Annotated in this window: 16 protein-coding genes; 4 read left to right on the top strand and 12 right to left on the bottom strand. The window is 62.1% G+C overall.

The window, feature by feature from the left end; translation table 11 throughout:
* Window positions 1–211 precede the first annotated feature (211 nt).
* Together IRZ77_RS14415 and IRZ77_RS14410 are read right to left on the bottom strand one after the other, a co-directional pair.
* The gene (locus tag IRZ77_RS14415) at window positions 212–649 is read right to left on the bottom strand and encodes a DoxX family protein (RefSeq protein ID WP_046617231.1); all 438 of its coding nucleotides are present in this window, start codon (window positions 647–649) and stop codon (window positions 212–214) included.
* Between the two features lie 113 nt (window positions 650–762).
* The gene (locus IRZ77_RS14410; protein WP_196173730.1) at window positions 763–2169 is read right to left on the bottom strand and encodes an MltF family protein; all 1407 of its coding nucleotides are present in this window, start codon (window positions 2167–2169) and stop codon (window positions 763–765) included.
* A gap of 158 nt (window positions 2170–2327) precedes the next feature.
* Between IRZ77_RS14410 and IRZ77_RS14405 the strand changes: the two genes are divergently transcribed.
* The 3 genes from IRZ77_RS14405 to IRZ77_RS14395 all read left to right on the top strand — a co-directional run bounded on the left by IRZ77_RS14405 (window position 2328) and on the right by IRZ77_RS14395 (window position 5266).
* Window positions 2328–3125 (top strand): TatD family hydrolase, encoded by a 798-nt coding sequence (locus IRZ77_RS14405; RefSeq protein ID WP_046617229.1) that lies wholly within the window; start codon window positions 2328–2330, stop codon window positions 3123–3125.
* 218 nt (window positions 3126–3343) lie between these two features.
* Window positions 3344–4822, top strand: a complete 1479-nt coding sequence (locus IRZ77_RS14400) for a methyl-accepting chemotaxis protein (RefSeq protein ID WP_196173728.1) — start codon at window positions 3344–3346, stop codon at window positions 4820–4822.
* A gap of 75 nt (window positions 4823–4897) precedes the next feature.
* On the top strand, window positions 4898–5266 hold the full coding sequence (locus IRZ77_RS14395; protein ID WP_046617227.1) for an Mpo1-like protein: 369 nt from the start codon (window positions 4898–4900) through the stop codon (window positions 5264–5266).
* A 137-nt stretch (window positions 5267–5403) separates the two neighbouring features.
* Here IRZ77_RS14395 and IRZ77_RS14390 read toward each other — a convergent pair whose 3' ends face one another.
* The 3 genes from IRZ77_RS14390 to IRZ77_RS14380 form a co-directional block, all read right to left on the bottom strand.
* A complete protein-coding gene (locus IRZ77_RS14390; RefSeq protein ID WP_108480314.1) occupies window positions 5404–6201 on the bottom strand; it encodes an acyl-CoA thioesterase in 798 nt (265 codons plus the stop codon).
* A 77-nt stretch (window positions 6202–6278) separates the two neighbouring features.
* Complete coding sequence (locus IRZ77_RS14385; protein ID WP_085600184.1) at window positions 6279–7058, bottom strand: CHAD domain-containing protein; 780 nt, start codon at window positions 7056–7058, stop codon at window positions 6279–6281.
* A gap of 17 nt (window positions 7059–7075) precedes the next feature.
* On the bottom strand, window positions 7076–7354 hold the full coding sequence (locus IRZ77_RS14380) for a hypothetical protein (protein ID WP_003259403.1): 279 nt from the start codon (window positions 7352–7354) through the stop codon (window positions 7076–7078).
* Window positions 7355–7533: 179 nt separating this feature from the next.
* Here IRZ77_RS14380 and IRZ77_RS14375 point away from each other — a divergent pair, with 179 nt between their 5' ends.
* A complete protein-coding gene (locus tag IRZ77_RS14375) occupies window positions 7534–8574 on the top strand; it encodes a patatin-like phospholipase family protein (RefSeq protein ID WP_046617224.1) in 1041 nt (346 codons plus the stop codon).
* Window positions 8575–8752: 178 nt separating this feature from the next.
* On the opposite strand, the gene IRZ77_RS14370 is transcribed toward IRZ77_RS14375, so the two are convergent.
* The 7 genes from IRZ77_RS14370 to IRZ77_RS14340 form a co-directional block, all read right to left on the bottom strand.
* The gene (locus IRZ77_RS14370; protein ID WP_108480313.1) at window positions 8753–10624 is read right to left on the bottom strand and encodes a SurA N-terminal domain-containing protein; all 1872 of its coding nucleotides are present in this window, start codon (window positions 10622–10624) and stop codon (window positions 8753–8755) included.
* A 183-nt stretch (window positions 10625–10807) separates the two neighbouring features.
* Window positions 10808–11080 (bottom strand): HU family DNA-binding protein, encoded by a 273-nt coding sequence (locus tag IRZ77_RS14365; RefSeq protein WP_003259401.1) that lies wholly within the window; start codon window positions 11078–11080, stop codon window positions 10808–10810.
* 152 nt (window positions 11081–11232) lie between these two features.
* Window positions 11233–13629: an endopeptidase La gene (gene lon / locus IRZ77_RS14360; RefSeq protein WP_015269697.1), complete on the bottom strand. Its 2397-nt coding sequence runs from the start codon at window positions 13627–13629 to the stop codon at window positions 11233–11235.
* A gap of 163 nt (window positions 13630–13792) precedes the next feature.
* The gene (gene clpX / locus IRZ77_RS14355; RefSeq protein WP_025338419.1) at window positions 13793–15076 is read right to left on the bottom strand and encodes an ATP-dependent Clp protease ATP-binding subunit ClpX; all 1284 of its coding nucleotides are present in this window, start codon (window positions 15074–15076) and stop codon (window positions 13793–13795) included.
* 108 nt (window positions 15077–15184) lie between these two features.
* Window positions 15185–15826 carry an ATP-dependent Clp endopeptidase proteolytic subunit ClpP gene (gene clpP / locus IRZ77_RS14350; protein ID WP_003259400.1) on the bottom strand — a complete coding sequence of 214 codons (642 nt, stop codon included), beginning with the start codon at window positions 15824–15826 and terminating at the stop codon, window positions 15185–15187.
* Window positions 15827–15917: 91 nt separating this feature from the next.
* Entirely contained in the window at window positions 15918–17231 is a 1314-nt protein-coding gene (gene tig, locus IRZ77_RS14345; RefSeq protein WP_015269696.1) for a trigger factor, read from the bottom strand.
* A gap of 247 nt (window positions 17232–17478) precedes the next feature.
* The gene (locus IRZ77_RS14340; RefSeq protein WP_046616831.1) at window positions 17479–17778 is read right to left on the bottom strand and encodes a DUF6388 family protein; all 300 of its coding nucleotides are present in this window, start codon (window positions 17776–17778) and stop codon (window positions 17479–17481) included.
* Window positions 17779–18005: the final 227 nt, after the last annotated feature.

Genomic DNA, 18005 nt, shown 5'->3' with positions numbered 1-18005 from the left:
TCCGCCTCGCGAATCCCGCTGGGCAGCGGTGGGAGGCGTCACCGAACCAGCGCTTTAGCGGTATTTCGGATGACCCGGAGGGGTTTTCCTGCGCCCCGCAAGTAGCTGTTTAAATCGGCGCAGGCGGTATGCTAGAGCTACAAGCGGCAAGATACAAGCCTCAAGCCGAAAGTGATCGGCCTGCGGCTTGTATCTTGGAATTTACGATGTATCAGCGGGCGATCAGGCGGTCCAGCGAGAAGCGGCCAGCGCCTTCGATCAGCACCGCGACGGTGCCAGCCAGCAGGGCCAGGCCGAACTCATAGCCGTTGTTGGACATGAACAGGCCGTTGCCGATGTGCACCGTGAGGATCGCCACCACCAGGGTCACCGCCAGCACCAGGGCCGCCGGGCGGGCCAGCAGGCCGATCACCAGGGCCAGGCCGCCGAAGAACTCGGCACTACCGGACAGCAGAGCCATCAGGTAACCCGGGGCCAGGCCGATGCTCTCCATCCACTGACCGGTGCCTTCCAGGCCATAGCCACCGAACATGCCGAACAGTTTTTGCGCACCATGCGCAATGAAGATGATGCCGACCAGGATACGGATGACGCTCAGGCCAGCGCCGGCACGGGTGGAGAACAGAGCGTTGAGGGTGGCGTTGTTCATGTCGAAGACTCCTTGAAGCGGGAAAGTTGTGTTGGGATGGGCGCCATCATAATCGGTTCTATAGATATGAAAACCGCAAATAATCCAACATAACAATCGATAAAATCGATCTTTCAACGCTTCGCCACACGCTCCAGCGCGGCACGTTCCCGATTGAACGCTAAAAAGTACTTGTTGACGCTATTGACGAAGTTGACCGGCCCCATGCCCACCTGCTCCATGGCGATACGTTCGGTCTGGAAGAACCACTGGTCGCCATTCAGCCCGCGCCGCCGCGCTTCCGCGCGCATGGCCTGGACGCGCTCGGGGCCCAGGTTGTAGGCCGCCAGCACGAAGGCCATGCGCTCGCGTTCGTTGATCTTGGCGCTGGCAAAGAACTTGCGCCGGATCAGCGCCAGATAGCGGGCACTGGCCTGGACATTGCCATCCACCGTGGCGGTGTTGCTCACCCCCACGCGCTGCGCCGCCGAGGGGGTGATCTGCATCAGGCCATGGGCCCCTCCGGTGCCGCGCGCCGCCGGGTTGAGCGTCGACTCCTTGAAGGCCAGCGCGGCCAGGTTGAGCCAGTCGATCTGCTGCGCCTCACCGTGTTTCTGCAGCACCGCCCGCAGCGCGGTCAGGCGCTGGCGATTCTTGCTGGCCAATGGGTCGTGCACCCGGTACTGGCGCCGGTAGATGCGCTCGAACGCGGCGTCCTGGTTGTCCGGTGCGCGGTAGCCCTGCAGAAAGCGATCGACCGTGGCCTGCAACTGCGGCGCATCGGGTCTCACATACCAACGCATGGCTTGCGGCGCCCCCAGCTTTACGCGGCTGTCCAGGCGCAGGCGCGGCATCACCCGAGCCCAGCGCCGGGCGATCGGCTGCTCGACCACGGTCAGGTGATAGATGCCGGCCTGGACCATTTCCAGCACATCCTCCACCGCCAAGGTCGAGTCGACCCACTCCACCTTGATCGGCGCGCGCTTGCGCAGCGCCAGCTGCTGGTTGACCTGCTGGATCAATGGGCCGGCGGCACTGGCGCTGGTCAGGGCCACGGTACGCCCGGACAACTGCTCGACATGGCTGAAGCTGCGCTCGCCCTTGCGCCCCACCAGCAGCAGCGGCACCTGGTCAAGCACCGGCGCGCTGCTGCTGACCCCGCGCACGACGGCGGGGTCGAGCAGTTCGCCCGGCGCGGCCAGGTCACCCTCGCCACGGGCCAAAGCGCCCAGCAACTGCTCCTTGGCCCGCGGGATCAGCTTGAGCTGGATCTCCTGACCGTCAGCGGCACGGGCATTGAGGTAATGTTCCAGGGCACGCAGGCGATAGTATTCGATGCCGACCGGCTCGCCCTTGACCTCACCGGAGCTGTTGCGGCTCTGGTTGACCAGTACCCGCAGCACCTGGCTGGTGCGAATCTGTTGCAGGTCACGGACCTTGGCCGGCGCGATGTTCTGCTGAGGTCCCGGCACGCGCGCATGGGCGGGCCCGGTCAATGTCAGCCCAAGCGTCAGCAGGAAAATGAGCCAGCATCGCTGCATGCGAAAACGTGTCCGTTGTCGGTGGGCGGCATCCATGGAGTTGCACCGCCAAGAGAGAAATGACGGCAAAAGACCACGGCAACAGCATGAAGTTCTTGGTTTTTTCAGAAAAACACGGTTTTTGCTATGCTGGCCGCCCCGCGGCACGAGGTAGCACCATGCAACTGATCGATATCGGCGTCAACCTGACCAACAGCAGTTTCCACGACCAGCAGGCGGCAATCGTCGAGCGCGCCCTTGAGGCTGGGGTCACGCAAATGGTGCTGACGGGCACCAGCCTGGCGGTCAGCGAACAGGCGCTGGAGCTTTGCCAGCAACTGGATGCGAGCGGCGCACACCTGTTCGCCACGGCAGGCGTACACCCTCATGATGCCAAAACCTGGGATGCCGGCAGCGAGCGCCAGTTGCGCCAGTTGCTGAATGAAGCACGCGTGCGCGCCGTGGGCGAATGCGGCCTGGACTTCAACCGTGACTTCTCCCCTCGCCCGCTGCAGGAAAAAGCATTGGAGGCACAGCTGGCACTGGCTGCCGAGCTGCGAATGCCGGTGTTCCTGCACGAACGCGACGCCAGCGATCGCCTGCTGGCGATACTCAAGGATTACCGCGACCACCTGACCGGCGCAGTGGTGCACTGCTTTACCGGCGAGCGCGACGCGCTGTTCGCGTACCTGGACATGGACTTGCACATCGGCATTACCGGCTGGATCTGCGACGAACGCCGTGGCACCCACCTGCACCCGCTGGTGGGCAACATTGCCGAGGGGCGGCTGATGCTGGAGAGCGATGCGCCTTACCTGCTGCCGCGCAGCCTGCGGCCCAAGCCGAAGAATGGGCGCAACGAACCAGCGTTCCTGCCAGAGGTACTGCGTGAAGTGGCCCTGCACCGGGGGGAGTCAGCCGAGCATACGGCGGCGCATACCACGGCAACGGCACGGGCGTTTTTCCAACTCCCCTGAACCCGACGCGCCCCTTTGCAGGAGCAGCCTTGTGCTGCGAAGAGGCCATGACAGCTACAACATTCGGTTGGCCTTGCCTGCCCCTTCGCAGCACAAGGCTGCTCCTACAGGGGCTGGTGCTTGGTGTTGATATGCATCAACAAACTCCATGGCGCACGTAGGCACAATGATGGCACCTTGCCAATATTGTTCCCGCTCAACTCAGAGAAGACCTGCCCATGGGTGCCTGGCTTAGCAATGTTTCCCTGAAGTACAAGTTCTGGGCCGTCAACGCGGTGGCCTTTGTCACAACCCTGCTGCTGGTGCTCTATGCCGTGCACCTGGAGCAGCGCGCCCGCGCCGAGGCCGCGCAGGCCCAGGCGGCCGCGCAGGCCCAACTGCTGGCTGCCTGGCCGGCCGGCCAGCCGCTGCCCCGCCCGGCCAACGTCATCAGCTGGTCAGCCGGGCAAACACCCACCTTCGCGGGTGAACCCCTCGAGGCCCTGCGCAATGCCCAAGGCTGGGTCGAACTGCCCGCCGCCCGGCTCTTGGGCAACAACCCGCTACAGGGTGCGCAGGTGCTGCGCAACGGCGACCAGCAAATAGCCGTGCTGGCGCAGTCGCCAAGCCTGCGTCAGGTGTTCTTCGACCGCTTCAGCAACTACGCGGTATGCGTGCTGATCCTGATGCTGGCGATGCTCGGCGCCTCGCAGTTGCTGATCCGCTTCCTGCTCAGCCAGCTCAACACCCTCAAGGACGTGATGCTGCACGTGGAAAAAACCGGCGACCTGTCGGCCCGCGTGCCACTGGCCTGTGGCGACGAGGTCGGCCAGATGGCCGGGGCCTTCAATGCCATGCAGGCGACCTACCACCGCGTGGTCAGTACCGTCGCCCACACCGCCGCGCAACTGGACTCCGGTGCCGCGCGCCTGGCTGCGAGCATGAGCGACGTGCGCCACGGCATGCTCGGCCAGCAGAGCGAGACCGACCAGGCCGCTACCGCCATCAACGAAATGTCGGCTACGGTGCACCACATCGCCCAGCACGCCGGCGCCACCCGTGATCTGTCACAAACCGCCGATGCCCTGGCCGGTAGCGGCCAGGAGGTGGTCAGCCGGGTGCAGGATTCGATTTCCGGGCTGTCCAGCGGCGTTCAGCAAACTGCCGAGATGATTCGCCAGCTCGCTGAAGACAGCCAGAAGATCAATGGCGTTGTCAGCGTGATCCACAGCATCGCCGAACAGACCAACCTGCTGGCGCTCAATGCCGCCATCGAAGCAGCGCGCGCCGGCGACCTGGGCCGCGGCTTTGCCGTGGTGGCCGATGAAGTACGTAACCTGGCCAAGCGCGTGCAAAACTCCACCGACGAGATCACCACCATGGTCTCCGCCCTGCAGTCGGGCACCCGAGATGCAGTGGAGTTCATGCAGAAAAGCTCGTACAAGGCCGACGACTGTGTCAGGCAGGCCCAGGAGGCCGGCGAAGCACTGGCAGAGATTACCGGTGCCGTGGCGCAGATGCGCGAAAGCAACACCCAGATTGCCGTGGCCGCCGAGCAGCAAAGCCAGGTGGCCGAGGAAATGAACCGCGCCGTGGTAAGCATTCGCGATGTCACCGAGCAGACCGTGCATCAGACCGTGGGCTCGGCGACCACCAGCAGCGAACTGGCAACCCTGGCAGGTGAACTGAACAAAGCCATTGGCCAGCTCAAGCTATAGTCACCATAGCCAGCCTCGATTGGCCCCCGCCTGGGGGGCGCACTAAGCTTTGGGCATGACCGAGAGGAAATGCCCATGAGCAAACGCCTGCCCAACCTGCCCGCCTGGCAATGGCGCGGCTACCACCACAACCACCGCCACCCGGCCAATCTGGTATTGCACCTGATCGCCGTGCCGTTGTTCATCCTTGGCGCGTTGCTGATTCTGTCCGGCCTGTTCGGTCTGGATCTGGGCCAGATTGCCGTTGGCATCATTGCCTTGATCGCCGGCCTGGGCCTGCAGCGCCAGGGGCATCGCCTGGAAGCCGAGCAACCCGAGCCCTTCGCCAACCGCAAGGATGCCGTGCAACGCCTGCTGACCGAGCAGTTCATCACCTTTCCGCGTTTCTTGCTGAGCGGGGCCTGGTGGAAGGCCTGGCGGGAACGACACAAGCATCGGCGCTGATGCCATTGGAGCTGCTCTGCAGCCCAATCGCAACGCAAGGCCGCCTCCCACAAGAACCGCGCATGTCCTGAAATTTACGCGATCCTGTGGGAGCGGCCTTGTGTCGCGATTGGAGCGCAACGCGCTCCCAGGTTCGGTCAGGCAAACACGGTAACCGTCTGCCGGCTCAAGGCCAGCAGTTCGCCCTGCGCCGTCCTCAACTCAGCGGCGGCATGCCCATAACCATCCCGCGCATGTTCGGTTTCCACGCAATAACGGCACCAGTCCAGCGTCGATAGCTGCGCCGTGGGCTGCATGAATTCGATGGTCCAGGTCAACGTGCTGCCGGCAGCCGGCTGCTTGAGAAACGGCATCAGGCTCGGTGGCCAGGCATCGACCAACGCCAGCAGATGCGCCTCGTTGACCGGTTCTTCGGCCACTCCCCGCAAACGTACCCAGCCGCCCATCTGACGCGACTGGTTGCCACTGAACGGCAACCCACCCACCGCCCAGCGCAGGGCCACATGCTGCATGAACTCCGGGGTAACGCCATTGATATGGGGCAGCTCGGGGGCCGCGTCTTCGAGCGCTTTCATTTCCGTGGCCGGCAGCGCCGGCACATCGACCACTGATGGCCGCCCTGCGCCAAAATTGCCCTGCACCAAGGTCACCACCTGGCCGTCTTGAACGGCACGGCCCAGCAAGGTACTGACCGCCTTGCCTTCACGCAGCACCTCCACATCGAAGCGGATTGGTACGTCCGCTGCGGCAGGCGCCACAAAGCTGATGGCCAACGAACGCACGGGGCGGTCATCGGAGATTTTCTGACGCATGGTTTCATACACCATGGCAGCCATCAGTCCGCCAAAGGCGGCGCGCCCCTGGGTCCAGCTTGGCGGGACGCTCACAGATTCGGGGTTGGCCCGCACGGCGTCGAGCAGTTGCTTGAAATTCATTGGCCGGCTCCTACCTGTAGCGAAAAAGGTCTGTCCATCCTAGCCAGCAAACCTTTGCCGATCAGCCCGCATATCGGTCATTTTTCGGGCTTTCGGCGCGCCAGCGCCTGCTGCAGTGCATCCAGCGTCACATCCGAATGGCGCTCGGCCTCGTGCAATTCCTCCTCCCAGGCGGCCTTGCACAGTGCCAGGTCGGCATGGTCGCGTGCCTGCAGCAGCCATTGCAGACGATCGTGCCAGTCACCCAGGTCGCCTTGGGCCTGCTTAAGCAAGCGCCGCAACTGCTTGCCCGCATGGTCGAGCTGCGGATAGGCCTCATCGCCATAGCGCGCACGCTTGATGAGCAGACGCAGGCGGTGGCGATCGTGGGCCGGGTCCTGCAGCGCCTTGTGCAACTTGCGCCACTGTTTGACCAGGCGTTTGTCGATACGCTTTTCCAGCGCCTTGACCAGGCCTTCGCGGTCGGCTGCACGCAGGAACAGCGGAAACGCGTCGACAATCGCCAGCACCCGGGTCAGCTGCGGGCTGGCGGCAACACTGGCGAAGGTTCTGTCACGCCCTTCCAGGCGCCGCTGCCCGGCCTCGGCAAAACCACGCCCGATCAGTTCGGCCGCCAGCACTTCACGGTCACGCAACGGCGTGGTGAGGGTACCCAACGACTTGGCGGCGGCCTCCAGTTGCTCTACCCCCGGCAGCCCACGCAGCGGCCGCAGCAGGCTGCGCAGGCGCCGCAGGGTGGTGCGCAGGTCATGCAAGGCCTCGCTGTCGGTATCGGCAGCCAGGCGCTCGCGGCAAGCCAGCAGGCGCACCTGCAAGGCCACTATCTGGGCGACCACATGATCAAGCATGGCAGACATTGAAAGACGCTCCTTGATCAGCGCCCGGCGCGAGATTCACGAATGTAGAAGCGGGCCTTTTCGGCTTTTCTGGTACAGCTTTCATAACCTTCGAACTGCTGCTGGGTCTTGGCCCCGGTCAGTAGCGACAAGGCCTTGGAGTAACTCACGGCACCGGCAAAGCCTTCGGCCTTGGCCAGGTCCAGTTCCTTCCAAGCGGCATCCAGTTGGGTCGCGCAACTCTCGCGGTAGGCCGTCTTGCCCGCGCAGCCAGCGAGGGCCAAGGCAATCAGTGGAAGGCAGATCCAGGCTTTCATCGGTAATACCTCAATGGAAAAAAACAGTGGCTGTTCGACGCCCCGGCAGCTGAAAAGTGCCCCGCCCGGCCAGCTTGGCCCAGCCAGTTTTATTACAGTAGCTCAGCGCGATGCACATTGAAGCACAGGTGGCGATGGGTGCATTGTAGGACCATGGTTGCACTGGCCGGGGAACGTTCATGAGCAAACGCGTGGCACTGGTACTGGGATCGGGTGGAGCCCGGGGTTATGCACACATCGGCGTGATCGAGGAAATCGAGCGCCGCGGCTACGACATTGCCTGCATCGCCGGCTGCTCCATGGGCGCGGTGATCGGCGGCATCTATGCCGCCGGCAAGCTGGAAGACTACCGCAACTGGATCGAGAGCCTCGACTACCTGGATGTGTTGCGTCTGGTCGACGTCAGCTTTCGTCTTGGCGCAATTCGCGGCGACAAGGTGTTCGGGCAGATCCGCAAGATCGTCGGCGAGATCAACATCGAGCAATTGCGCATCCCTTACACGGCGGTTGCAGCCGACCTCACCAACCAGCAGGAAATCTGGTTCCAGGAGGGCTGCCTGCACCAGGCCATGCGCGCGTCGGCAGCCATCCCCAGCCTGTTCACCCCGGTGATGCAAGGCAACCGCATGCTGGTCGATGGCGGCATCCTCAACCCGCTGCCGATCGTGCCGGTGGTGTCCAGCCACTGCGACCTGATCATCGCGGTCAATCTCAACGCCACCAACCAGAAGCAGTATCAGTTACCGGTGATCGAACGCCCGGCGGCATTCAAGATGCGTTTCGATGCGCTGCTCAGTTCGCTGGGCTCGCGCTTGCCGTTCCGGCGCAAGCCGGCCGAGGAGCTGATCCGCATCGAGCAGGAAATCGTCGCCGAAGGGCTGGCGCAGCCGAACCCGTGGCTGGCCGATGCCGCCGACCCGGAAGGCCAGCAACCGGCGGCGGCTCCGGAGCGCGAAGGCGCGCCGAAGTCGGCGACCGGCTCGTTCATCATCGACAATGTGGGGCCCGCTTCACTGCTGGACCTGATCAACCAGAGCTTCGAGGTCATGCAGACCTCGCTGGCGCAGTACAAGATCGCCGGCTATCCGCCGGATGTACTGATCAACGTGCCCAAACGGGTGTGCCGGTTTTTCGAGTTCTACAAGGCGCCGGAGCTGATTGCCCTGGGGCGCGAGATTGCGCGGGATACGCTGGATAACCATGAAGGGGTGAAACGCTAGGCCTTGTGCTGCTGGTGCCGGCCTCTTCGCGGGTAAACCCGCTCCCACAGGTTCAGCACAGTACTTGAAACCTGTGTTGGACCTGTGGGAGCGGGTTTACCCGCGAAGAGGCCGGCACAGACAACAGAAACGAAACAGGCCGCTCAAGGCGGCCTGTTTCGTTCATGCATCCATCACCTTAGTAACGGGTGATGTCCGCCTTGGCTTCCAGCTGCTTGCGGTATGCCGCGAAGTCTTGCTGGCCAGCACGCGACGCGAGGTAGCGGCGGATTTGCTGCTTCTCTTCGTCGGTGGCAGCAGCGCCTTCGTTGACACCCTTGAGCTGCAGTACCACCAGGCTACCGTCACGCAGCACGACGCTGCCATAAACCGGCTTGTCCTTGGCTTGCGGCTTGCCCAGGCGGAACAGCGCCTGCAGCTCGGCCGGGTCGATACCGTCCTCGCCACGGGTAACTGCTTCATAGGCCTTCCAGCCCTGCCCTTCATGCACGCCGCCCGCTGCAATGGAACCGTCACGCAGGCCGGCAATCAGCTTGTCCGCCTTGGCCTTGAGCTCGGCAGTTGCCTTTTCTTTGGCCAGGTGTTCACGGATGTTCCCGGCCACGGCTTCCAGCGGCAGTTGCTCAGGCTTGCGGTGCTCCTTGACGCGCAGCACCACGGTGGTTTCCGGGTCGAGCTCGATGGCGGTGCTGTTGGCACCCTCCTCCAGCACTTCTTCGGAGAATGCAGCCTGCACGACCGAACGGTTGGCAGTGATGCCTTCACCACCCTCGCGGCCGAAGGCTGCGGAGGTTTGCACCTTCAGGTTCAGGTCCTGCGCCGGCTGGGCCAGGTCGGAGGCCTCGTAGGCGGCATCCTGCAGCTGTTTGCTGGCATCGACGTAACGCTGCTCGACCAACGGAATCTTCAGGTCACGGGTCAGCTTGTCCTTCAGGCTGGCGAAGCTCGGCACCTCCGGCGCCTGTACGCCCAGCAGCTTGATCAGGTGGTAGCCGAACTCGGTGCGCACCGGCGCCGAGACCTGGCCATCCTGCAGCTTGTACAGCGCATCTTCGAACGCCGGGTCGTAAACGCCCGGGCCGGCGAAGCCAAGGTCACCGCCGCTATTGGCCGAACCCGGGTCCTGGGAGAACTCCTTGGCCAGCGCGGCAAAGTCTTCACCCTTGGCCAGACGCTGCTCGATCTCGTCGGCGCGGGCCTTGGCCTGGGCGTCGGTGACCTTGTCGTTGACCTCGATGAGGATGTGCGCGGCATGGCGCTGCTCGGCGAGGTTGGCGATTTCCTTCTCGTACTGTGCCTTGAGCTCTTCGTCGGTCACCTTGACCTGATCGAAGAACGCCGACTTCTTCAGCTCGATGTAGTCGATCACCACCTGGTCTGGCGACATGAACTCCTTGGCGTGCTGGTCGTAGTGCGCCTTGACCTCTTCATCGCTGACCTTGACCGCGGCCGGGTCGGCCTTGAAGGTCAGGGAGGCGAAGTCACGGGTCTGCTTCTCGAGGCGGGCGAAGGCATCGACCTGCTGGTCGGTGACGAAGCTGCTGCCGGCCAGGCCGGTGCGCAGCTGGCCGATGAGCATTTCCTCGGCGAGCATGTCGCGGAACTGCATGCGGCCATAGCCCATCTGGCGAATGACCTGGTCGAAACGATCAGCACTGAACTTGCCGTCCACCTGGAATTCCGGCGTCTGCAGGATCACCTGATCCAGCGCGGCCTCGGAGAAGGCGAATTTGGCATCTTCGGCGCCTTGCAACAGCAGCTTGCGGCTGATCAGGCCCTTCAGTGCCTCTTCGCGCAGCAATTTGTCGTCCAGCAGTGCCGGGTCGAAATCCTTGCCCAACTGTTGCATCAGCTGACGGCGCTGCATGTCGGCCGCCTGGCTCAGCTCGTTCTGGCTGATGGTCTGGCCGTTCACCTTGGCAGCGTCCTGGCTATGGGTGGCGGCCTGGAAAATGGCTTCGAAGCCGGTCAACGCCATCAACACGACGATTAGGCCGATGATGGTCTTGGCAATCCAACCTTGTGAATTGTCCCTGATATTTTGCAGCATGCGTCCCCCAGAAACGGCTGTACCACTGCGTCGACAACCGCGGAGCGTGGGTAGAAACCTGATAAAAGAAAGGCGCATCCGAGGATGCGCCTTTTCTTAGCAAACGTGTCAGGCGGGAACGTTTGCGCCCCGCCATCACCGTGCTCGGACCTGGCCAGGCCAGGTCCGGCTGAAAGAGACGACTTAGTTGACGGCGTCTTTCAGGCCTTTGCCAGCCTTGAAGCCTGGAACCTTGGCGGCAGCGATCTTGATCGCGTTACCGGTTTGCGGGTTGCGGCCGGTGCGCTCTGCACGCTCCTTGACCGAGAAGGTACCGAAGCCAACCAGTACCACATCGTCACCTTGCTTCAGGGCGCCGGTGACGGATTCGATGACTGCGTCCAGCGCACGGCCGGCTACAGCTTTCGGGATGTCAGCAGATGCGGCGATAGCGTCAATCAGTTCCGACTTGTTCACTCTAAGTCCCCTTATTTCTCTATTGAGTTTGTTTCTAAGTATGTAATGAAAAGCTTATGAAACGTGCGCTGGGTGGCCTGATGACAATAGCGTGCCGCTTTATAGCAAGGCCCCGAAAAAACTGTCAAGGAAAGCCCCCCAGCCAAAAACTACTAGTGCGTGCTAATTCTTTCCTTAGCATCGCCGTCGCGCTTTTCATCTTTCGCGACAATCTCCGGAGCCACATCTGGCAAGGGCTCCGGGGCGTATTGCAGCGCAATTTGCAGGACTTCGTCAATCCATTTGACCGGTTTGATCTGCAGATCCTGTTTGATATTTTCCGGAATCTCCTTCAGATCGCGAACATTCTCCTCGGGAATGATCACCGTCTTGATCCCGCCACGGTGTGCCGCCAGCAGTTTTTCCTTCAACCCGCCAATGGCCAGCACCTGGCCACGCAGGGTGATTTCGCCGGTCATTGCCACATCGGCACGTACCGGAATCTGCGTCAGTGCCGACACCAGCGCGGTGCACATGCCGATACCGGCACTTGGACCGTCCTTCGGCGTGGCGCCTTCCGGCATGTGGATATGCACGTCGTGCTTCTCGTGGAAGTCGGCGGCGATACCCAGGCTGCGGGCACGGCTGCGCACCACGGTCTGCGCGGCTGTGATCGACTCGACCATGACATCGCCCAGCGAGCCGGTCTTGATCAGCTGCCCCTTGCCGGGAATGACCACCGCTTCGATGGTCAGCAGTTCGCCGCCCACCTGGGTCCAGGCCAGGCCGGTAACCTGGCCGATCTGGTCCTGCTGCTCGGCCAGCCCGTAGCGGAACTTGCGCACGCCCAGCAGGTGCTCCAGCTGCTCGCTGGCCACCTTGACCTTGACCTGCTTCTGCCCGGTATGTTCCTTGACCACCTTGCGGCAGACCTTGGCGATTTGCCGCTCCAGGCCACGAACACCGGCTTCACGGGTGTAGAAGCGGATGATGTCGCGGATCGCCGAGACGTCCACTTCCAGCTCGTCCTTCTTCAAACCGTTGGCCTTGACCTGCTTGGGCACCAGGTACTTGACCGCGATGTTGATCTTCTCGTCCTCGGTGTAGCCCGGCAGGCGGATGACTTCCATCCGGTCGAGCAGCGCCGGCGGGATGTTCATCGAGTTCGAGGTGCACAGGAACATCACGTCCGAGAGGTCGTAATCGACCTCCAGGTAGTGGTCGTTGAAGTTGTGGTTCTGCTCCGGGTCGAGCACTTCGAGCAGTGCCGAGGCCGGGTCACCACGCATGTCGCTGCCCATCTTGTCGATTTCGTCCAGCAGGAACAGCGGGTTGCGCACCCCCACCTTGGTCATCTTCTGGATCAGGCGGCCAGGCATGGAACCGATGTAGGTACGGCGGTGACCACGGATCTCGGCCTCGTCACGCACACCACCCAAGGCCATGCGCACGAACTTGCGGTTGGTGGCAGCAGCGATCGACTCGGCCAGCGAGGTCTTGCCGACGCCAGGCGGGCCGACCAGGCACAGTACCGGGCCGCGGATCTTCTTGACGCGCTTTTGCACGGCAAGGTACTCGAGGATGCGTTCCTTGACCTCTTCCAGGCCGTAGTGGTCGGCATCGAGGATTTCCTCGGCCTTGGCCAGGTCCAGCCGCACCTTGCTCTGGGCCTTCCACGGCACCTGCACCAGCCAGTCGAGGTAGGACCGGACCACGGTGGCCTCGGCCGACATCGGCGACATCTGCTTGAGCTTGTTCAGCTCTGCCTGGGCCTTGGCCAGTGCGTCCTTGGGCAGGCCAGCGGCCTCGATGCGCTTTTTCAGCTCTTCGACTTCGTTGTGGCCTTCGTCGCCATCGCCGAGTTCTTTCTGAATGGCCTTCATCTGCTCATTCAGGTAGTACTCGCGCTGGCTGCGCTCCATCTGCTTCTTGACCCGACCACGAATGCGCTTTTCGACTTGCAGCAGGTCGATTTCTGCATCCAGCAGCGCCAGTACGTGCTCGACGCGGGTCGGCAGGTCGACGATTTCGAGAATTTCCTGTTTCTGCTCGATCTTCAGGGCCATGTGTGCGGCCATGGTATCGACCAGGCGCCCTGGCTCTTCGATGCTGTTCAGCGACGACAGCACTTCGGCAGGGACTTTCTTGCCCAGCTGCACGTACTGCTCGAACTGCGACAACAGCGTGCGCACGAACACTTCCGACTCGCGCTCGGCGGCGTCGACTTCGTCAATCAGGGAAACTTCGGCACGGATGTGCCCTTCTACTTCGCTGAAACGCTCCACGGCGCCGCGCTGCTCGCCCTCGACCAGCACCTTGACGGTGCCATCGGGCAGTTTCAGCAATTGCAGTACGGTGGCAACGGTACCGACGCGGTACAGGGCGTCTTCGCCCGGGTCATCGTCAGCCGGGTTTTTCTGGGCCAGCAGGAGGATCTGCTTTTCGCCCGTCATCGCCGCCTCAAGGGCTTCGATGGACTTTTCACGCCCCACGAACAGCGGGATGACCATGTGCGGGTAAACAACGACATCGCGCAATGGCAAAAGAGGCAAGTCGAGGGTGGTCTTCATGATTTCGCCTCTACAGCGGCCTTATGGCCGGAAACCGGTGGAAATGATGCTTGGACCTAATGTGGGGGCACGCTTGGGAAATTACAAGCGCTAGCGCAGGAAAAGCAGAAAGGGGCCCGTAGGCCCCTTCTTGCTTGCAACCGTCAACCGGCCCGTGCCTTGATCAGGCGTCCGGCGCGGCCTTGGCTTGCGGCTCGCTGTTCTCGTAGATCATCAGCGGCTGCGAGGTACCATCGATGACGCTCTCGTCGATCACCACCTTGCTGACATCCTTCTTCGAAGGAATCTCGTACATGGTATCGAGCAGCACGCCTTCGAGGATCGAACGCAGGCCACGGGCGCCGGTCTTGCGCTCCAGGGCCTTGCGCGCCACGGCCTTGAGCGCATCGCTGCGGAACTCGAGGTCGACGCTTTCCATCTCGAACAGCTTGGCATACTGCTTGGTCAGGGCGTTCTTCGGCTCGGTGAGGATCTGCATCAGCGCAGCCTCGTCCAACTCGTCGAGGGTTGCCAGTACCGGCAGACGGCCGACGAACTCCGGGATCAGGCCAAACTTGACCAGATCGTCCGGCTCGACCTCACGCAGGGACTCGCCAACCTTCTTGCCCTCTTCCTTGCTGCGTACTTCGGCTCCAAAACCGATGCCACCCTTGGTGGAGCGGTTCTGGATGACCTTTTCCAGGCCCGAGAAGGCGCCACCGCAGATGAACAGGATGTTGCGGGTATCGACCTGCAGGAATTCCTGTTGCGGGTGCTTGCGGCCGCCTTGCGGCGGAACCGAGGCCACGGTGCCTTCGATCAGCTTCAGCAGTGCCTGCTGCACGCCCTCCCCCGAGACGTCACGGGTGATGGACGGGTTGTCCGACTTTCGCGAAATCTTGTCGATCTCGTCGATGTAGACAATGCCCATCTGGGCCTTTTCCACGTCGTAGTCGCACTTCTGCAACAGCTTCTGGATGATGTTCTCGACGTCCTCACCCACGTAACCGGCCTCGGTCAGGGTGGTGGCGTCAGCAATGGTGAACGGTACGTTCAACAGGCGTGCAAGGGTTTCGGCGAGCAGAGTCTTGCCCGAGCCGGTCGGCCCGATGAGCAGGATGTTGCTCTTGCCGAGTTCGACTTCGTCACCCTTCTTGTCACGCTGGTTCAGGCGCTTGTAGTGGTTGTATACCGCTACGGCAAGCACCTTCTTCGCGCGTTCCTGACCAATGACGTACTGGTCCAGGATACCGCTGATTTCTTTCGGCGAAGGCAATTTGTGCGCGCTGCTCTCGGCCTGGGCTTCCTGCACCTCCTCACGGATGATGTCGTTGCACAGGTCGACGCACTCGTCGCAGATAAATACCGAGGGCCCGGCAATCAGTTTGCGCACTTCGTGCTGGCTTTTGCCGCAGAAGGAGCAATAAAGCAATTTGCCGCTGTCCTCGCCGTTACGGGTGTCAGTCATTCGATCGATCCAATCCGGTAGGCTTGCAACACAAGATGAAGGCAATTGCGGGCTTTTTCAAGTCCGCAGGTAGGCGCTTTCCGCGCCTACCTGCTCTGGCACCCCGGTTCAGGAGGCCAGTTGCCGCTTGTCGTAGACCGAGTCGATCAGGCCGTACTCGGCCGCGCGCGAGGCGCTCATGAAGTTGTCACGTTCGGTGTCGCGCTTGATGGTCTCGAGATCCTGGCCGGTGTGGTAGGCCAGCAGCTCGTTCAGGCGGGCCTTGATATTGAGGATCTCCTGGGCGTGGATCTCGATATCGGTGGCCTGACCCTGGAAGCCGCCCAGTGGCTGGTGGATCATCACGCGCGAGTTCGGCAGGCAGTGACGCTTGCCCTTGGCACCTGCAGCCAGCAGGAAGGCGCCCATGCTGCAGGCCTGGCCGATGCAGATGGTCGAGACGTCCGGCTTGATGAACTGCATGGTGTCGTAGATCGACATGCCGGCGGTGACAGAACCGCCCGGCGAGTTGATGTACAGATGGATATCCTTGTCCGGGTTTTCCGCTTCAAGGAACAGCAGTTGCGCGACGACGAGGTTGGCCATGTAGTCCTCTACCGGGCCAACCAGGAAGATCACACGCTCCTTCAACAGGCGCGAGTAGATGTCGTAAGCGCGTTCGCCACGGGCGGACTGCTCGATAACCATCGGGACCAGGCCGCCTGCGGCCTGGATGTCAGAGCTCTGCTGAATATAAGAATTGCGGGACATGTCCTGCGCTCACTCCCAAATAGTCATGGCTTGAATACGCACAAGCCAGCTCGAAGGCTGGCTTGTGGGGGTTTCCTACGAGAGAAGCCTGTCACTCAGCGGCGGCTGGAGCCTGTGCTGGTTTAACGGCATCTTCGTACGAGACCGACTTGTCGGTCACAGTCGCTTTCTGCAGAACAGTATCTACAACTTGTTCTTCCAGCACAACCGAACGGACTTCGTTCAGTTGCTGGTCGTTCTTGTAGTACCAGGCGATGACCTGCTCAGGCTCTTGGTAAGCCGAAGCCATTTCTTCGATCATTTCGCGAACCTTGCCTTCGTCCGGCTTCAGCTCGAACTGCTTGACCACTTCGGCCACGATCAGGCCCAGGACCACACGGCGCTTGGCTTGCTCTTCGAACAGCTCGGCTGGCAGCTGCTCAGGCTTGATGTTGCCGCCGAACTGCTGAACGGCCTGCACGCGCAGACGGTTGACTTCGTTTTCCAGCAGGGCTTTCGGCACTTCGATCGGGTTGGCGGCCAGCAGACCGTCCATGACCTGGTTCTTCACCTTGGCCTTGATGGCCTGGCGCAGTTCACGCTCCATGTTCTTGCGAACTTCGGTGCGGAAGCCTTCCAGGGTCGATTCCTTGATGCCGAACTGGGCGAAGAACTCTTCGTTCAGCTCTGGCAGCACAGGAGCGGCAACGCTGTTGACGGTAATGGTGAACTCGGCGGCTTTACCAGCCAGGTCCAGGTTCTGGTAGTCCTCAGGGAAGGTCACGTTGACAACGCGCTCTTCGCCAGCCTTGGCACCAACCAGGCCGTCTTCGAAGCCCGGGATCATGCGGCCGGAACCCAGCACCAGCTGGGTGCCCTTGGCCGAACCACCGGCGAACACTTCACCGTCGACCTTGCCGACGAAGTCGATGTTTACCTGGTCGTCGTTCTGCGCGGCGCGCTCGACGGCCTCGAAGCGGGTGTTCTGCTTGCGCAGCACTTCCAGCATGTTGTCCAGGTCGGCATCAGCCACTTCGGCGCTCAGGCGCTCGACGCTGATCGACTCGAGGCCGCCAACAGTGAACTCCGGGAACACTTCGAAGATGGCGACGAATTCCAGGTCCTTGCCCTTTTCGAAGGACTTTGGCTCTACCGCAGGAGCACCAGCCGGGTTCAGCTTCTGCTCGACGATGGCTTCGTAGAAGGAAGCCTGGACCAGGTCACCGAAAGCCTCTTGGCGAGCATCGGCTTCGAAACGCTGACGGATCACGCTCATCGGCACTTTGCCTGGGCGGAAGCCGGCAACCTTGGCGCGCTTGGCAGTCTGTTGCAGACGCTTGTTGACTTCGTTCTCGACGCGCTCGGCCGGAACGGCGATGGTCATGCGGCGCTCGAGAGCGGAAGTGTTTTCAACAGAAACTTGCATGGATATTCCTCGTTGCACAGACGTTAGCCGGCGTTTGCCCGACTCCAGAATCAAGGGCAAGCATTCTAGTGAGTCGCGCAGCAGAAGTCACCCCACTCGGGACGACGGGAAACCACGCCGGTCGATTAACTTTCACGGCCCGCACGACATGACGCCGAGCCTGCTTCAATGGGGGCCGCACGACGCCCGGGGCGACCTGCAGCCGAAATACCTTGTCAAACAACTACCACAAACGAATTCGATGCCTTTATTCAGGATCGATTTCGTTGAACTGGCAGTACTCCTCCCACTCCATCCCCAGCGCCTCGGCTACCTCGCGGTGCGTCTCCAGGCGCATGGCCTGCAGCTGCTCGGGGGTTTCGGCGATCAGCTGCAGGGCCAGCTCCCAAGGCTGGATACCCTGTTCCTCGGCCGCATCCTCGAAAGCCCACTCGATCTGCTGGGCCTGCTCGCGCGCATCCAGCTCACGGACCTCTTCGAGCAGCTGCGGGTTGGCCTCGGCAAAGCGCTGTAGCGCCAGGGCCTGACGGGCTTCTTTTGCGATCATCGGGCTGTTCCTCTGCCGGTCAGATGGGCCGGTGTTTCAAACGGCTGAAATCTAACAGCTTTTATTGGGGTGTCACCAGAGGATTGCAAGGGGCGAGATGCGATTTGACAGGAAGGTGGTTCGCCATGACATTTTCAGCGAGTTCGCCATGACGCTTTCAGCGCCTGGGCGATACAGCGCCCCCCCCCCCGCGCGGCCGCTAGCAGGCGCCCGCACACCCAACACAA

Origin of the sequence: Pseudomonas pudica (assembly GCF_015680405.1) — a bacterium.
Classification (GTDB): domain Bacteria; phylum Pseudomonadota; class Gammaproteobacteria; order Pseudomonadales; family Pseudomonadaceae; genus Aquipseudomonas; species Aquipseudomonas pudica.
Note: the sequence above shows the minus strand (reverse complement) of the source record. Positions and strands in the feature narration are given on the sequence as shown.

What these genes read in the sequence shown, in the direction of transcription:
- IRZ77_RS14415 (WP_046617231.1), bottom strand. Translation starts at nt 649, where the DNA reads ATGAACAACGCCACCCTCAACGCTCTGTTCTCCACCCGTGCCGGCGCT.
- IRZ77_RS14410 (WP_196173730.1), bottom strand. Translation starts at nt 2,169, where the DNA reads ATGCAGCGATGCTGGCTCATTTTCCTGCTGACGCTTGGGCTGACATTG.
- IRZ77_RS14405 (WP_046617229.1), top strand. Translation starts at nt 2,328, where the DNA reads ATGCAACTGATCGATATCGGCGTCAACCTGACCAACAGCAGTTTCCAC.
- IRZ77_RS14400 (WP_196173728.1), top strand. Translation starts at nt 3,344, where the DNA reads ATGGGTGCCTGGCTTAGCAATGTTTCCCTGAAGTACAAGTTCTGGGCC.
- IRZ77_RS14395 (WP_046617227.1), top strand. Translation starts at nt 4,898, where the DNA reads ATGAGCAAACGCCTGCCCAACCTGCCCGCCTGGCAATGGCGCGGCTAC.
- IRZ77_RS14390 (WP_108480314.1), bottom strand. Translation starts at nt 6,201, where the DNA reads ATGAATTTCAAGCAACTGCTCGACGCCGTGCGGGCCAACCCCGAATCT.
- IRZ77_RS14385 (WP_085600184.1), bottom strand. Translation starts at nt 7,058, where the DNA reads ATGTCTGCCATGCTTGATCATGTGGTCGCCCAGATAGTGGCCTTGCAG.
- IRZ77_RS14380 (WP_003259403.1), bottom strand. Translation starts at nt 7,354, where the DNA reads ATGAAAGCCTGGATCTGCCTTCCACTGATTGCCTTGGCCCTCGCTGGC.
- IRZ77_RS14375 (WP_046617224.1), top strand. Translation starts at nt 7,534, where the DNA reads ATGAGCAAACGCGTGGCACTGGTACTGGGATCGGGTGGAGCCCGGGGT.
- IRZ77_RS14370 (WP_108480313.1), bottom strand. Translation starts at nt 10,624, where the DNA reads ATGCTGCAAAATATCAGGGACAATTCACAAGGTTGGATTGCCAAGACC.
- lon (WP_015269697.1), bottom strand. Translation starts at nt 13,629, where the DNA reads ATGAAGACCACCCTCGACTTGCCTCTTTTGCCATTGCGCGATGTCGTT.
- clpX (WP_025338419.1), bottom strand. Translation starts at nt 15,076, where the DNA reads ATGACTGACACCCGTAACGGCGAGGACAGCGGCAAATTGCTTTATTGC.
- clpP (WP_003259400.1), bottom strand. Translation starts at nt 15,826, where the DNA reads ATGTCCCGCAATTCTTATATTCAGCAGAGCTCTGACATCCAGGCCGCA.
- tig (WP_015269696.1), bottom strand. Translation starts at nt 17,231, where the DNA reads ATGCAAGTTTCTGTTGAAAACACTTCCGCTCTCGAGCGCCGCATGACC.
- IRZ77_RS14340 (WP_046616831.1), bottom strand. Translation starts at nt 17,778, where the DNA reads ATGATCGCAAAAGAAGCCCGTCAGGCCCTGGCGCTACAGCGCTTTGCC.